This is a genomic window from Ensifer sp. WSM1721 (genome assembly GCF_000513895.2).
Classification (GTDB): Bacteria; Pseudomonadota; Alphaproteobacteria; order Rhizobiales; family Rhizobiaceae; genus Sinorhizobium.
In genome coordinates this window covers 3,520,365-3,533,380 of the sequence record NZ_CP165782.1, presented here as the reverse complement: position 1 = coordinate 3,533,380, position 13,016 = coordinate 3,520,365, and the positions used below count along the sequence as shown (strand labels likewise).

The 13,016-nt window shown below is 62.1% G+C and carries 14 protein-coding genes; 7 read left to right on the top strand and 7 right to left on the bottom strand.

Translation table 11 applies throughout. The annotated features are described in order from the left end of the window. A complete protein-coding gene (locus tag M728_RS16970) occupies window positions 1-753 on the bottom strand; it encodes a 3-deoxy-manno-octulosonate cytidylyltransferase (protein WP_026621825.1) in 753 nt (250 codons plus the stop codon). A 156-nt stretch (window positions 754-909) separates the two neighbouring features. Between M728_RS16970 and M728_RS16965 the strand changes: the two genes are divergently transcribed. Together M728_RS16965 and M728_RS16960 are read left to right on the top strand one after the other, a co-directional pair. Beyond that, complete coding sequence (locus tag M728_RS16965) at window positions 910-1,587, top strand: cytochrome c family protein (RefSeq protein WP_026621824.1); 678 nt, start codon at window positions 910-912, stop codon at window positions 1,585-1,587. Window positions 1,588-1,861: 274 nt separating this feature from the next. Next, window positions 1,862-2,959 carry a branched-chain amino acid aminotransferase gene (locus M728_RS16960; RefSeq protein ID WP_026621823.1) on the top strand — a complete coding sequence of 366 codons (1,098 nt, stop codon included), beginning with the start codon at window positions 1,862-1,864 and terminating at the stop codon, window positions 2,957-2,959. 23 nt (window positions 2,960-2,982) lie between these two features. On the opposite strand, the gene M728_RS16955 is transcribed toward M728_RS16960, so the two are convergent. Continuing rightward, window positions 2,983-3,927, bottom strand: a complete 945-nt coding sequence (locus M728_RS16955) for an AEC family transporter (protein WP_026621822.1) — start codon at window positions 3,925-3,927, stop codon at window positions 2,983-2,985. Between the two features lie 269 nt (window positions 3,928-4,196). On the opposite strand from M728_RS16955, the gene M728_RS16950 reads away from it, so the two are divergent. Together M728_RS16950 and M728_RS16945 are read left to right on the top strand one after the other, a co-directional pair. Beyond that, complete coding sequence (locus M728_RS16950) at window positions 4,197-4,472, top strand: BON domain-containing protein (protein WP_026621821.1); 276 nt, start codon at window positions 4,197-4,199, stop codon at window positions 4,470-4,472. A gap of 55 nt (window positions 4,473-4,527) precedes the next feature. After that, on the top strand, window positions 4,528-4,971 hold the full coding sequence (locus M728_RS16945; RefSeq protein WP_026621820.1) for an SRPBCC family protein: 444 nt from the start codon (window positions 4,528-4,530) through the stop codon (window positions 4,969-4,971). Between the two features lie 7 nt (window positions 4,972-4,978). Here the strand turns inward: M728_RS16945 and M728_RS16940 are convergent, their stop codons facing one another. Next, window positions 4,979-5,899 (bottom strand): LysR family transcriptional regulator, encoded by a 921-nt coding sequence (locus M728_RS16940; RefSeq protein WP_026621819.1) that lies wholly within the window; start codon window positions 5,897-5,899, stop codon window positions 4,979-4,981. 136 nt (window positions 5,900-6,035) lie between these two features. Between M728_RS16940 and M728_RS16935 the strand changes: the two genes are divergently transcribed. Continuing rightward, complete coding sequence (locus M728_RS16935) at window positions 6,036-7,493, top strand: MFS transporter (protein WP_026621818.1); 1,458 nt, start codon at window positions 6,036-6,038, stop codon at window positions 7,491-7,493. Between the two features lie 219 nt (window positions 7,494-7,712). Continuing rightward, window positions 7,713-8,582, top strand: a complete 870-nt coding sequence (locus M728_RS16930; protein ID WP_026621817.1) for a ferritin-like domain-containing protein — start codon at window positions 7,713-7,715, stop codon at window positions 8,580-8,582. Between the two features lie 191 nt (window positions 8,583-8,773). Here M728_RS16930 and M728_RS16925 read toward each other — a convergent pair whose 3' ends face one another. The 4 genes from M728_RS16925 to M728_RS16910 are packed head-to-tail and all read right to left on the bottom strand — an operon-like array spanning window position 8,774 to window position 11,746. Continuing rightward, window positions 8,774-9,577 carry an ABC transporter ATP-binding protein gene (locus M728_RS16925; RefSeq protein WP_026621816.1) on the bottom strand — a complete coding sequence of 268 codons (804 nt, stop codon included), beginning with the start codon at window positions 9,575-9,577 and terminating at the stop codon, window positions 8,774-8,776. 11 nt (window positions 9,578-9,588) lie between these two features. Next, window positions 9,589-10,293, bottom strand: coding sequence for an ABC transporter permease (locus tag M728_RS16920; protein WP_026621815.1), 705 nt, complete (start codon window positions 10,291-10,293; stop codon window positions 9,589-9,591). Beyond that, complete coding sequence (locus M728_RS16915) at window positions 10,293-11,018, bottom strand: ABC transporter permease (protein WP_026621814.1); 726 nt, start codon at window positions 11,016-11,018, stop codon at window positions 10,293-10,295. Before M728_RS16915 ends, M728_RS16920 begins: the two co-directional genes overlap by 1 nt. A 29-nt stretch (window positions 11,019-11,047) precedes the next feature. Beyond that, entirely contained in the window at window positions 11,048-11,746 is a 699-nt protein-coding gene (locus M728_RS16910) for a GntR family transcriptional regulator (RefSeq protein WP_026621813.1), read from the bottom strand. A 187-nt stretch (window positions 11,747-11,933) separates the two neighbouring features. On the opposite strand from M728_RS16910, the gene speB reads away from it, so the two are divergent. Then, window positions 11,934-13,001 (top strand): agmatinase, encoded by a 1,068-nt coding sequence (gene speB / locus M728_RS16905; RefSeq protein WP_026621812.1) that lies wholly within the window; start codon window positions 11,934-11,936, stop codon window positions 12,999-13,001. Window positions 13,002-13,016: the final 15 nt, after the last annotated feature.

The following is a 13,016-nucleotide window of genomic DNA, read 5'->3' as shown; positions in this document are numbered from 1 at the left end:
TCAAGCTTGGGCGGAAAGGATGCGGCGGGCCTTTTCCAGGTCTGCTGGCGTGTCGACGCCGAGCGGCACGGAGTCGACGATCTCGACATCGATGCGCATGCCGGCCTCGAGTGCCCGCAATTGCTCGAGCGATTCGCGCCTCTCGAGCGTCGAGGGCTGCAGCGACACGAAGGTCTCGAGCGCCTTGCGGCGATAGGCATAAAGACCGATGTGGTGGTAGAGCGGGCCTTCTCCGTATGGCGCGGTGGCGCGGGTGAAGTAAAGCGCGCGGAGCCGGCTTTCGGAGAGCGGCGAGCCCACGACCTTGACGACATTGGGATTGGTCTTTTCGTGCTCGTCGGTGATCGCCACGGTGAGGGTGGCAATGTCCGTCGCGGCGTTCTCGAGCGGCCTCAGCGCCGCGCGGATCGGTCCGGGCTCTATGGTCGGCAGATCGCCCTGGACGTTGATGACGATTTCCGCCTTGCCTTCCGGATCTGCCTTTGCGAGCGCTTCATAGATGCGATCGGATCCGGACTGGTGATCGACCCGGGTCATGATCGCCTCGAAACCGGCGTCGCTCACCGCCTGGAACACCTCAGGATGGTCGACTGCGACGACGACCCGACCGACATCCGCTTCCGCCGCGCGCTTTGCCACCTGCACGATCATCGGCAGGCCGCAGATATCGGCGAGCGGCTTGCCCGGCAGACGTGTGGAGGCCATGCGCGCCGGAATGAGCACGAGGACTTTGCCCGGTTGTTCACGATTCATCGTTCGGCCTTCAAAAACCCCACGGAAAGTGTCAAAAGGTCTCACTTCGGGGTTGATAATCTCTGTTGCAACGCAGAGCCAAAAGACATAGGTTCCGCGCGATTTCAAGATGGGCCGGTTTTTTGTTTGCGCCGGTGGCTAAGGGAGCGTTTGCAGATGAATCCATATGTGAACATGGGTGTGGGTGCCTTGTTGGGTACGGTCTTCGTTCTGATGACCGTATCCATCGCGTCGGAAGGCATTTTCCATTCCGAAGCTCCCGAGAAGGAAGGTTTTGCCATCGTGGCCGAGGAAACGGCAGGCGGCGAGGCTGATGCCGCCGGCGGCGAGGAGGCGAAGTCCGAGCCGATCGGACCGCTGCTTGCCAAGGCGGACGCTGCGGCCGGCGAGGCCGTCTTCAAGAAGTGCGCAAGCTGTCACACCGTCGATAAGGGCGGACCGAACAAGGTCGGCCCGAATCTCTGGAGCGTCGTCAACCGGCCCGTCGCCTCGCATGAGGGCTTCAGCTATTCCGCCGGCATGCAGACCTTCGCCGAAGGCGGCAAGGTGGTTTGGGACTACGATCACCTCAGCTACTTCCTCGAAGCGCCGAAGAAGCATGTTCCGGGCACGGCGATGGGCTTTGCCGGCCTCAAGAAGGCGGACGAGCGCGCCAACCTGATCGCCTGGCTGCGTCAGCAGGCAGACAGCCCGGCACCGCTGCCGGAACCGGGCGCGACCGGCTCCACGGAAGCCGCGCCGGCCGCGGGGGGGCAGGCTGCCGAGGGGGCACCGGCTCCCGCCGAAGGCGGTCAAGCGGCGGCTCCAGCCCCGGCTCCGGCCCCGGCAAACTGAGCGCAGAATATTTGGAAGAAAAGCCCGGCCAAACGGCCGGGCTTTTTGTTGCCTCACTGCTTTACCAGCAGAGAGGTGCAGTAAGTGCATGGGCGACCGGAGCGGCAGCTTGCGCCTTTCCGTCGATGCCAAATCCGTCGCCGTCATCTGTTGCGGATGCCGCCAAATGTGTAAGACAGAAGCATAAGCGCAACCAAACACCACCCGATCCGAGCCGGGTCCTCCTTTTGCGCGGGCAGGATGGATTCACTCGGAACGAAGGAGGGGATGAGACATGACCGAGAGCGGTGCACAGACTTTCCTGTTCGAGAAGAATCCCAAGGCGATGGCCGCGAGCGAGCGCGAGGCTCTGCTCGAGAATCCGGGCTTCGGCCGCGTGTTCACCGACCATATGGTGACGATCCGCTATTCCGAGGGGCGCGGCTGGTATGATGCGAAGGTCGGACCGCGCGCCGCTTTCGACCTCGATCCGGCAACCTTGGTGCTCCATTATGCCCAGGAGATCTTCGAGGGCATGAAGGCCTATCGCCTGCCCAACGGCGGGGCCGCGCTGTTTCGCCCGGATGCGAATGCGCGCCGCTTCCGCAATTCCGCAACGCGGCTGGCGATGGCGCCCTTGCCGGAGGAGTTGTTCGTCGAATCCGTGCGGGCCTTGGTGAGGACCGACCGCGACTGGATCCCGGCAGCCGACGGGGCGGCCCTCTATCTGCGGCCGTTCATGATCGCCACGGAGGTCCTTCTCGGCGTGAAACCCTCCGCCGACTATCTCTATTGCGTCATCGCCTCTTCTGTCGGCTCCTACTTCAAGGGCGGCGCGCCGGCGGTCACGCTCTGGGTTTCGGAGAATTACACGCGGGCAGCGCCCGGCGGCACCGGCGAGGCGAAATGCGGCGGCAATTATGCCGCGAGCCTCGCAGCACAGGCCGAAGCGATCCAGGAAGGTTGCGAACAGGTAGTGTTCCTCGATGCGGTGGAGCGCCGCTTTGTCGAGGAACTCGGAGGCATGAACGTCTTCTTTGTCTTCGATGACGGTTCGCTGCAGACGCCGCCGCTCACCGGTACGATCCTGCCGGGCATCACCCGCGATTCGCTGATCACGCTTGCCCGCGATCTGGGGCTCACCGTGCGCGAGGAGCCTTACGCCATCGACCAGTGGCAGACGGATGCCAGGAGCGGACGGCTTACCGAGGCCTTCGCCTGCGGTACGGCGGCGGTGGTGACGCCGATCGGCAAGGTGAAGGGCAAGAGGTACGGCTTTACCATCGGCGACGGCGGAGCCGGCCCGGTTGCGTCACGGCTCAAGGCGGCCCTGCTCGACATCCAGAACGGGCGGGCGCCGGACCCACACGGCTGGCTCGACCGGCTGTTCTGAACGACTCGCACAACAAGCCCGCGTCACATCAACAGATAGGCCCAGGCTGACACGCTGACGACACCGAAGGCCGTCGTCAGCGTGATCGTCGAGGAGGCGAGCGCGTGACCGACATTGAAATGGTTGGCGATGAGCCAGGCATTGACACCGGTCGGGACGGATGACGTCAGGACCAGTGCGGCGGTCCAGCTGTCGCTGAGGCCCAACAGGTGGCAAGCGGCGAAGACGGCGCCCGGCAGCACCAGGAGCTTAAGCGTGCTGGCGACCGTGGCAAGCCCGGTATTGCCGGCGAGACCGTATTTGTCGAGCGCCATGCCGATCGAAACGAGCGCGGCGGGTGCGGCGACGCCAGCGAGCTGATCGACGATGACCTTCGCCGGCCCACCGAGCGGCTGACCGAGAAGGTGGAAGAGCGCGCCGCAGGCAAGGCCTATGACCAGCGGATTGTGGACGAGATTGCGGGTAACGCCGGCCATGAGCTTCAGGATTCCCTGCCCCGGCGCACCCGTCGTCTTGCGTTCCGCGCGCTCCATCAGCACCGTTCCGGCGATCATCATCACCGGCAGGTGGACGGAAAGCAGGATCGACAGCGCGACCACTCCCTCCCCGCCGACCACGCGCGACACCAGCGGCAATCCGATGAAGACGGTGTTGGCGAAAGCCGAGGAGACGCCGGCAAGCACGCCCATGCGCGCGTCGCGACCAAAGCCGAGCGTGGCCGCGAGATGACCGATCGTCCAGGTCACGGCAACACCGGAGAAATAGGCGACCCAGAGCGGCCAGGGCGATCCTTCCTTGAAGTCCGCCTCGGCGATCGTGCGAAAGAGGAGGACCGGCACGGCGACCCTGAAGACGAAATCGCCGAGTGCGTCGCCGACAGCCGCTTTCAGGTAGCCCAACCGGACGACCAGCCAGCCGGTCAGGATCAGGATGAAGATCGGGAGAACGTTCAGGAAGATTTCGGACATGCGGCGAGCCCTGCTGCGTGATTCCCTGAACCGGAATCGATTCAAGGACAAAATCATGCAGTGATTCAAAGTGCTACAGCGGCCTTTGCCCGTCTCGTCCGGATGCGTGGCGCTGCCGGTGGTTGTCGAGGCATAGACCCGTTCGAGCCCCGGACGCAAGAGCAAGGGTCCAAGGTCAGAGGCGGCGGAAGGCACGTCGGCCGGCGCCAGCTTCATCCGGAACAATCCACCCCGAATAGGCGTTGCGATCAACGAGCGGGAAGACGAGTATGTCGACGGAACATCCGATCTATTCCCACAGGGACGACGATCCGCACCTGACCGACGATGCGCTGGCGGAAAAGGTCATGCATTTCCTCCGCTACGCCAGCATGATCGACACGAGCGAAATTTCCGTGATCGCCCTCGGCAACACGGTGGTCCTCTCGGGTAATGTCCCCCGTGAGGCCGACATCGCCTGCGCCGGCGAGACCGCCGCCTCGGTCATCGGAGTGGCACGCGTCGAGAACCGGTTAGCGGTGCGTCCGAGCGAGACGACGAAGTGAAGGATCGAGAGGTTCGGGGCACGAGACGCCCAATTTGCTAAGCGGAGACGGGATAATGATCGACCGCATCGAAAAGAAGATCGAACTGGCGGCCCCCGTGGAAAGGGTCTGGCGGGCGCTGACCGACCATGAAGCCTTCGGAGAGTGGTTCCGCGTGAAGCTCGATGGCCCTTTCGTAGTCGGCAAGGTCACGACCGGCGAGATCACCTATCCAGGTCACGAGGGGCTGCCGTGGAGGTCGCTGGCGGAGCGCATGGAGGAGCCCCGGCTCTTCGCATTCCGCTGGCCGCACTCCAAGAACCCGAATGCCGATATCTCAAGAGAGCCTTCGACCTGCGTCGAATTCCGCCTGAAGCCGACGACGAAGGGAACGCATCTGACGATCACCGAATCGGGCTTCGACTCCCTGCCGGAGGAGAGCCGCGAGGAGGCGTGGTGCAGCAACGACAAGGGCTGGGAAATCCAGGCCGAAAACATCAAGGCCTTTGTCGAAGGCTGATCTTCGATCAGCCCACGGAGCGATCGGAGCATCGGCCCGCGCAAACGTTGCGGATGCAGCTCCGCAGCCAGCGATGCGCCGGATCGGCATCGAGCCGCGGGTGCCAAAGCAACGAGACCGTGATCTGCGGCACCACGACGGGAAGCGGAAAACTGAACATTCCGTCGCGCAAACTCCGGGTGTGCCTTTCGGGAACGCTGGCGACCAGGTCGGTGGCGCGAGCGAGAGCCAGCGCGGTCGAGAACCCGCCGACGGTCGTGACGATCTCGCGTTCCAACCCGAACGGCTTCAGCGCGTCATCGATATCGAGCGCTGCCTTGTCGAGACCCCGTCGTGAGACCAGGATGTGTCTGCCGGCCGCGTAGCGCTCGGGGCTGATCTCACCCTGGCTCAGCGGGTGCCCCTTGCCGACGACACCGACGAAACTGTCCTGGAATAGAGCCTGTACACGCAGCTCCGGCCCCGTCATGTCGCCTACGACGCCCGTTTCGAGATCCACCGTTCCCTCGCGCAATGGCGCGTTGTCCTTGTTGGACTTCTGCATGAAACACAGCCGCACGCCGGGCGCTTCCTCGCCTATGCGGGCAATGAGGTCCGGTCCGAAATTCTCGACGAAACCGTCGCTGGTCCTGACCGTGAAGGTGCGGACAAGCCGCTTGAGGTCGAGCTTCTCGGCGGGGCGGAGAACGGTTTGCGCGTCCTCCACGAGTTGACCGACTTTCTCCTTGAGTTCGAGCGCCCGGGGCGTCGGGACGAGACCGCGTCCGGCCCGGACCAACAGCGGATCGCCCGTCAACTCGCGTAATCGCTGGAGCGCCCGGCTCATTGCCGATGGGCTCAACCGCAGCCTTCTAGCCGCGCGCGCGACGCTGCCTTCGGCGAGCAGCACATCAAGGGTCACGAGCAGATTGAGATCGGGTTTCGACATGATTCGAGCATAGCGCAGTCTGGCCGACATGTGGCGTCAAACGCACGAATAAAATGCAAATCGTGCGCCTTCCGCCATATAGCGCGACAGCCTAGGCTTCTGGCGGCGCCGGTTCGAGGGCCGGAAAGGGAGTCTTATGTCGAAGCCAATCACCGCAAAGCAAGACGAGCCAGTGGAAAATCGTGAAGGGACCGTCTCGATCCGATGGGCGCTCGCGGGCCTTTCGCTGACGATATTGCTGTCTTCGCTCGGCACGAGCATCGCCAATGTTGCCCTGCCGACGCTGGCCGAGGCGTTCGCTGCGTCGTTCCGGCAAGTTCAATGGATCGTGCTTGCCTATCTGCTCGCCGTCACCACGCTGATCGTCAGCGTCGGACGGCTCGGCGATATCCTCGGCCGCCGGCGGCTGCTCATCACCGGAATCGCCCTGTTCGCGGCTGCATCGGCCTTGAGCGGCGTCGCGCCGACGCTATGGCTGCTCATCGCCGCCCGGGCGGCGCAAGGTATCGGAGCGGCGATCATGATGGCGCTTGCCATGGCGCTTGTCGGCGAGACCGTTCCGAAGGAGAAGACCGGCAGCGCCATGGGCTTGCTCGGTACCATGTCGGCGATCGGCACCGCGCTCGGCCCATCGCTCGGCGGCATCCTGATTGCCGGAGCCGGGTGGCGGACGATCTTTCTCATCATGGTGCCGCTCGGCATCCTGAATATCCTTCTCGCTCGTCGCTTCCTGCCCGACCAAGGGCGCAGCGCGAAGATCGATCGCGACGGCTTTGACGGTCTGGGCACGCTGTTGCTCGGCGTGACGCTTGCGGCCTATGCGCTCGCCATGACGGCGGGGCGCGGTCATTTCGACCGGCTCAACATGGCGCTCCTGGCGGCCGCAGTCGTCGCAGGCGCCCTTTTCGTGCTCGCGGAAGCAAGGGTGGCGTCGCCCCTGATCCGATTGGCGGCGTTCCGCAACCCCGTGCTGAGCACAAGTCTTGCGATGAACGCGCTCGTCTCGACGGTGATGATGGCGACGCTGGTGGTCGGGCCGTTCTACCTGTCGCAGGCGCTCGGGCTCGACGCGACCTTTGTGGGCATCGTCATGGCCGCCGGCCCGATTATTTCCGCGCTGAGCGGCATCCCGGCCGGCCGTGTCGTCGATCATTGGGCCGCGGCTTCCGTCGTCATAGCTGGACTGATCGTGATGGCAGCCGGCGCAATTGCTCTGTCCGTGCTGCCGTCGATCTTCGGCGTCACGGGCTACATTGCCGCGATCGCCGTGCTCACTCCCGGCTACCAGTTGTTTCAGGTAGCCAACAACACGGCCGTGATGATGGGTGTCCATCCGGATCAGCGGGGCGTCATTTCCGGCATGCTCAACCTTTCGCGCAATGTCGGGCTCGTCACCGGGGCATCCCTCATGGGGGCCGTCTTCGCCGTCGCCTCGACTGCCACCGACATCACGGCGGCACCTGCCGATGCCGTTGCCACGGGCATGCGAATCACCTTCGCGGTCGCAGCGGTCCTGATCGTCGTCGCTCTCGCCATTGCGGTTGGGAGCCGGTTCCTCGCAAAAGGCGCCGTGCTTCCTCGCAACGCATCGTGATGCAAGCTTCCGCGACAGCCGACGACCAAACGCCAGCGGTCTCGCAGCCTGCCAGTGTCTTCGGCGGACGGTCCAACAGCGCCGTGCGTCCAATCGGACGCGCAACGGAATCATGCAGTAGCGGCGCGACCGGAACATTTCCCCTGTGGGGATGTTCGGGTGGGTTGGCCCGCATCGAAGGAGCCAAGACTGACGCCGGCGGGCCTCAAGGAGGAACCAATGCGCGTCATGCCTTCGCTTTATCTCCCCCGGCGCAGAGTATTGCAGTTCGGTTTCGGAGCGGTGCTTGCCTCGACAACAGGTTTCGCTGCGGTTTCGCGCGCCGATGAACCGACCGAAATTCTGGACGAGGATATTTTTCAGTTTGCTCTCAACCTGGAGTATATGGAAGCCGAGTATTATCTGCGGGGTACTACCGGCAAGGGAATCGATGATGCCGATGCCGGTGCGGAACCCGGCCCGGTGACCGGCGGCAAGCAAGTTTCCTTTGATACCCCTGCGATCGGCGAGTTCATGCGCGAGGTCGCGGAAAACGAACTTGCGCACGTCCGATTCTATCGCAAAACGCTCGGAGATCAGGCCGTGTCTCGACCGGCGATCGATTTCGATGCCGGCTTTGCTGCGGTCGCAAAAGCGGCCGGCTTGGGCGAGGACTTCGATCCCTTCGGCAACGAAATGAATTTCGTGCTAGGCGGCATGCTGTTCGAAGACGTGGGCGTCACCGCCTATGCGGGTGCGGCGACGGTCCTCAAGAACAAGGATTTTCTCGCCGCCGCCGCGGGAATTCTGGCGGTCGAGGCCTACCATATGGGAATGGCCCGCTCGACCCTCTACAGAATGGGCGAACAGGCCTGGGAGGCGGCAGACGCGGTCTCCGACGCACGCGACAAGATCGATGGACCGGAGGACAAGGATCAAGGAATCCGAATGGACGGCAAAGCCAACATCGTTCCTTCGACGCCGGATGGGATAGCTTTCACCAGAACTCCGGAGGAGGTGTTGCGAATCGTGTATCTCACCGATCAGGCAGGCACGAGCAAGGGCGGCTTCTACCCGAACGGCATGAATGGAGTGATCAAGAGCACCTAAAGCACATCGCGTTCAATCGAATTCATGCGACGCGCTTTGGCCGACATGCACTAAACGGATCACAGTGAGCTTCGAAAAGCCCGCGGCCCGCTATACCCCGCCTGAAGTGAGACGCGAAAACATGGCCCGACAAAAAACAATCGGCGGGGGATGGCAGACAGAGAGTCTTTTCGACTTGGCGAACTTCCAAGTTACCGCTCAGTCGAAAGAAACTGCCGGAAGCGCTCGGACTTTGGGTTTCGAAAAACTTCGGCAGGATGTCCCTCTTCCTCGACGACGCCCTTGTGCAGAAACACAACCCTGCTGGACACGTCGCGTGCGAACGCCATCTCGTGGGTGACGACGAGCATGGTTCGGCCTTCTTCGGCGAGCGAACGCATGACCTTCAGCACTTCGCCGACAAGCTCCGGATCGAGCGCGGATGTCGGCTCATCGAAGAGCATGACCTTCGGTCGTTGCGCCAACGCCCGCGCGATTGCGGCGCGTTGCTGTTGCCCGCCAGACAAGTGGCCAGGGTAAAAATTGCGCTTGTCGCCAATACCGACCCGCTCGAGCAATGCCTCCGCCTCTTCAATGCATTCGGCGCGATTGCGCTTTTGCACATGTACGGGTGCTTCGATCACGTTCTCAAGGATCGTCATATGCGACCACAGATTGAAGCTCTGGAATACCATTCCAATGTGTTCGCGAAGACGATCAACTTGCCGCCGATCGGCCGGCTCGGTCTTGTATCGCAGCTTTTTCAGCCGAAACATTTCACCGCCGATACAGACTTCACCGCTGTCGGGCACTTCGAGCATATTGATGCACCTCAACATCGTCGACTTTCCGGATCCGGATGAGCCGAGGATCGAGATCACATCACCTTCCTGGGCTTCGAGCGAAACTCCCTTCAAAACTTCAAGCGGACCGAAGCGTTTGCGGAGGTCCTTCACCGAGACGGCGGCAGTGCTGTTCTTATTGTCAGCCGTGAGAAACGTTCCCCTGTCAGACATGCGTACTCCCGTTATGCCAAAGTTGGTGGCCTCATGCGAAGATGGGGCGAGAGCCAGAATTCGACGATCATCATCAACCGCGTGACGAGGAAGGTAATCCCGAGATAAATCGCACCGGCGACAATGAAGACCTCGAAGGCTCGGAAGCTGTCGGCAATCAGCTTCCCCGCAAGGCCGGTGACTTCCATGATGGTGATGACGGACGCCAGCGCGGTTGCCTTGAGCATCAAGATGACTTCGTTACCGTAGGCTGGAAGCGCATGCCGGATGGCGATCGGCAAAACGATGCGCCTGAACAGCAGCGGGCCCGACATGCCGCAGGCACGCGCTGCCTCGACCTGCTGAACGGAAACTGCGTTCAAGCCTCCGCGGAAGATCTCGCTGGTATAGGCCGCTGTGTTCAACGTCAGTGCGATCACTGCACACCAATAGGGCTCGCGGAAGATTGCCCAAAGGCCGAGTTCCTGCAGCAACGGTCGGAATTGCCCAAGCCCGTAATAAATGAGGAACATCTGTACAAGCAGCGGCGACCCTCGAAAGACGAAGACGTAGCCTCGGGTGAAACCGCGGCCGATCGGCCCTCCGACCACCGCAAAGAGCGAAAGAAGAAGCGCAAGGATGCCGCCGGCAAAAATGGACGTCACTGCAAGCTCCAGAGTGAGCGGCAAGCCCGTCAGGAGGATGAGAAACGTCTCCCACATGAATGCAAAGTCCATCACAGAGAACTCCGGGTGCCGCGCATGGTTCTCGTCTCCAAATGGCGGAAGGCGATCGACGATGCCCAGGTGATGACGAGATAGAGAACGACGGCAGTCAGGTAGAACTCGAATGGACGCCGTGTCGAACCGGCCGCGATCTGAGATTGACGCAGAAGTTCGACGAGACCTGTGACGGAAATCAGCGCCGACTCCTTCAGCACGAGTTGCCAGGTATTGCCCAATCCGGGGATGGCGTAGCGCAGAACCAGGGGGGCGACGATGCGGCGAAACTTCGGCCAGGGCCGCATTCCGACAGCACTCGCCGCCTCGAGCTCGCCGCTGGCAATGGACTTGAAAGCGCCACGAAACACTTCGGATTGATATGCGGCGGAAACAACGCCGAGCGCCAATGTGCCGGTGAGGAAAGCCGGCATGCCAATGAAGCCTTGATAGCCAAAGAGACCGCCGAGATACCCCAGAAATGCGCTCCCGCCAAAATAGAAAAGATAGATGACCAGGAGATCGGGTACACCGCGCAGGATGGTCGTGTAAGCATCCGCCAGCCAGCGGAGCACCATGTAGCGCGACAGCTTCATGAACGTGACAACCGATCCAAGGATCGTTCCCGCCAGGAAGCCGCAGATTGAGACCCCGAGGGTCATGGCCGATGCACTAAGGAGCAATGTGCCCCAGCCGGTCTCGCCAAAGCCGACGAGCACCAAATACCTGTCAATGAGTTCCATGCGTATCCGGCCTCTCCGCGCCCGGCGAGTTAATCCACAGCCCGCCGATGCGCCCAAATGCGCTGCAGTTTCGACATGTTCTTTAGTGAGCTCTGAACATGCGCCCGCGCAGCCGCCTCGGCCGCCTCGGGGTCGCGCGCGCAGATGGCATCAGCAATGGCCCGGTGCTCATCCAAATCGGTATGTTCGAGGTCTACCCATAGAACTTCGAGCCAGAGCGCCAGCCGAAGCTGTTGATAGACCTGCTCGCTCAACCGAGTGAGTGCGTCATTGCGCGCCGCGTCCAGAATAACGCGGTGGATGTAGAGACCAAGATCAAGGTTTCGCGCCGCATCTGAAGGAGTGTCGGCGGCACTTTCCTTGAGTTCGACCATCTGCGCGATGACCCCGCGGAGCCTATCGAGGTCTTCTTCCGTCGCCGTGACGCACGCGAGCCGGGCCGCGCACACATCGAGCGCCTCCCTGACAACCAAGAGGTTGCAGAACGCGGTGATGTCCAAGTCCGAAACCGTGTAGCCGAGGTTTCTTTGGCCGACGACCAGGCCTTCCTCTTCGAGCTTCATCAACGCTTCGCGGAGAGGAGTGCGGCTTACACCGAGCCTCTTTGCGAGAGCGTTTTCGGAGAGTCGCTCGGAGGGCCGCAGCTGTCCGGTGAGGATCAGATCCTTCAATCGAGCATATGTCGTTTCACGCAGCGTAGCGCGCGGCTCGTTTTTGGTGAGTGTCAAACCAGTCCCCTTTCATAGTCCGCGGCCGCAAGAGCCGGACTACTGCGAAGAAAGATATCGTTTTTCCTCTTGCCAGATCAAGTGGCATACAGATATGTATACAATGTTGCCCACAGCATCAATGGGATTCTGTCGAAAAGCGGAATCCGCAAGACCCAGGGGATAAAGGAAGGATGGAGGACCTTGCATGCCTGAGATCTTGAACCTTGAGGAACTCCGTGCCCGATACGGAAATGCGTCCGGGGCTGACATTTTCGACCCCGAGTTTCGCAAGGTCGCAGACCAGGTCTTCGGCGAAGGCGATAGCCGCCAGGCCCCCTATTGCGGTGTTCCAACATTGCTGAAAGCTCCTCTCCGGCAGGATGCTGCGCCCCGCTTCACAGATATCGATGTGGCACTTCTCGGCATCCCGTTGGATCTGGGCGTGACGAACCGCCCCGGTGCACGCTTCGGTCCCCGCGCCGTTCGCAACGTCGAGAGAGTAGGGCCGTATGACCACGTGTTGCGTGCGGTCCCCGCTGCCCACGTCCGTGTCGCAGATGTGGGCGATGTCCCCTTTCGCAGCCGATTCGACCTCGTTAGTTCGCACGAGGACATAGAGCGGTATGTTCGCGGTCTGGTCGACGCTGGCGTTGTGCCGCTCTCGGTTGGCGGTGATCACTCCATAGGACTGCCGTTGCTTCGCGCCGTCGGCCGCGATCGGCCAGTCGGCATGATCCACATCGATGCTCATTGCGATACGAGCGGCTCGTTTGAGGGCTGCAAGTTTCATCATGGCGGTCCGTTCCGGCAAGCCGTGCTTGACGGCGTGCTGGATCCCCGCCGGACAATCCAGATCGGTATCCGTGGCAATTCCGAGTATCTCTGGGAGTTCTCCTACGCCTCTGGAATGACCGTCATTCACGCCGAGGAGGTTGAAGAACTTGGCATCAAACAGGTGATCGAAAAGGCTCGCGCGGTGGCGGGCGACGGTCCGACCTACGTCAGCTTCGACGTGGATGCCCTGGACCCGGCATTTGCGTCAGGGACCGGCACACCGGAAGTGGGAGGGCTCACCTCCACCCAGGCGCTCGGCATCCTTCGCGGCCTTTCAGGTCTCGACATTATCGGCGGCGACGTCGTTGAGGTCGCGCCTCAATACGATCCGACAACGAATACGGCGCAGATCGCCGCTCAGGTTTTATTCGAGATCCTCTGCCTGGCCGCAGAGGCGATAAGGATCCGCGCGTCCCGGCAGATCGAGGCATCACGCTGATCAAAAGCAAGCCGC

Bases quoted from the DNA above. Each gene is read 5' to 3' on its own strand.
- M728_RS16970 (WP_026621825.1), bottom strand. From the start codon at position 753: ATGAATCGTGAACAACCGGGCAAAGTCCTCGTGCTCATTCCGGCGCGC.
- M728_RS16965 (WP_026621824.1), top strand. From the start codon at position 910: ATGAATCCATATGTGAACATGGGTGTGGGTGCCTTGTTGGGTACGGTC.
- M728_RS16960 (WP_026621823.1), top strand. From the start codon at position 1,862: ATGACCGAGAGCGGTGCACAGACTTTCCTGTTCGAGAAGAATCCCAAG.
- M728_RS16955 (WP_026621822.1), bottom strand. From the start codon at position 3,927: ATGTCCGAAATCTTCCTGAACGTTCTCCCGATCTTCATCCTGATCCTG.
- M728_RS16950 (WP_026621821.1), top strand. From the start codon at position 4,197: ATGTCGACGGAACATCCGATCTATTCCCACAGGGACGACGATCCGCAC.
- M728_RS16945 (WP_026621820.1), top strand. From the start codon at position 4,528: ATGATCGACCGCATCGAAAAGAAGATCGAACTGGCGGCCCCCGTGGAA.
- M728_RS16940 (WP_026621819.1), bottom strand. From the start codon at position 5,899: ATGTCGAAACCCGATCTCAATCTGCTCGTGACCCTTGATGTGCTGCTC.
- M728_RS16935 (WP_026621818.1), top strand. From the start codon at position 6,036: ATGTCGAAGCCAATCACCGCAAAGCAAGACGAGCCAGTGGAAAATCGT.
- M728_RS16930 (WP_026621817.1), top strand. From the start codon at position 7,713: ATGCGCGTCATGCCTTCGCTTTATCTCCCCCGGCGCAGAGTATTGCAG.
- M728_RS16925 (WP_026621816.1), bottom strand. From the start codon at position 9,577: ATGTCTGACAGGGGAACGTTTCTCACGGCTGACAATAAGAACAGCACT.
- M728_RS16920 (WP_026621815.1), bottom strand. From the start codon at position 10,293: ATGGACTTTGCATTCATGTGGGAGACGTTTCTCATCCTCCTGACGGGC.
- M728_RS16915 (WP_026621814.1), bottom strand. From the start codon at position 11,018: ATGGAACTCATTGACAGGTATTTGGTGCTCGTCGGCTTTGGCGAGACC.
- speB (WP_026621812.1), top strand. From the start codon at position 11,934: ATGCCTGAGATCTTGAACCTTGAGGAACTCCGTGCCCGATACGGAAAT.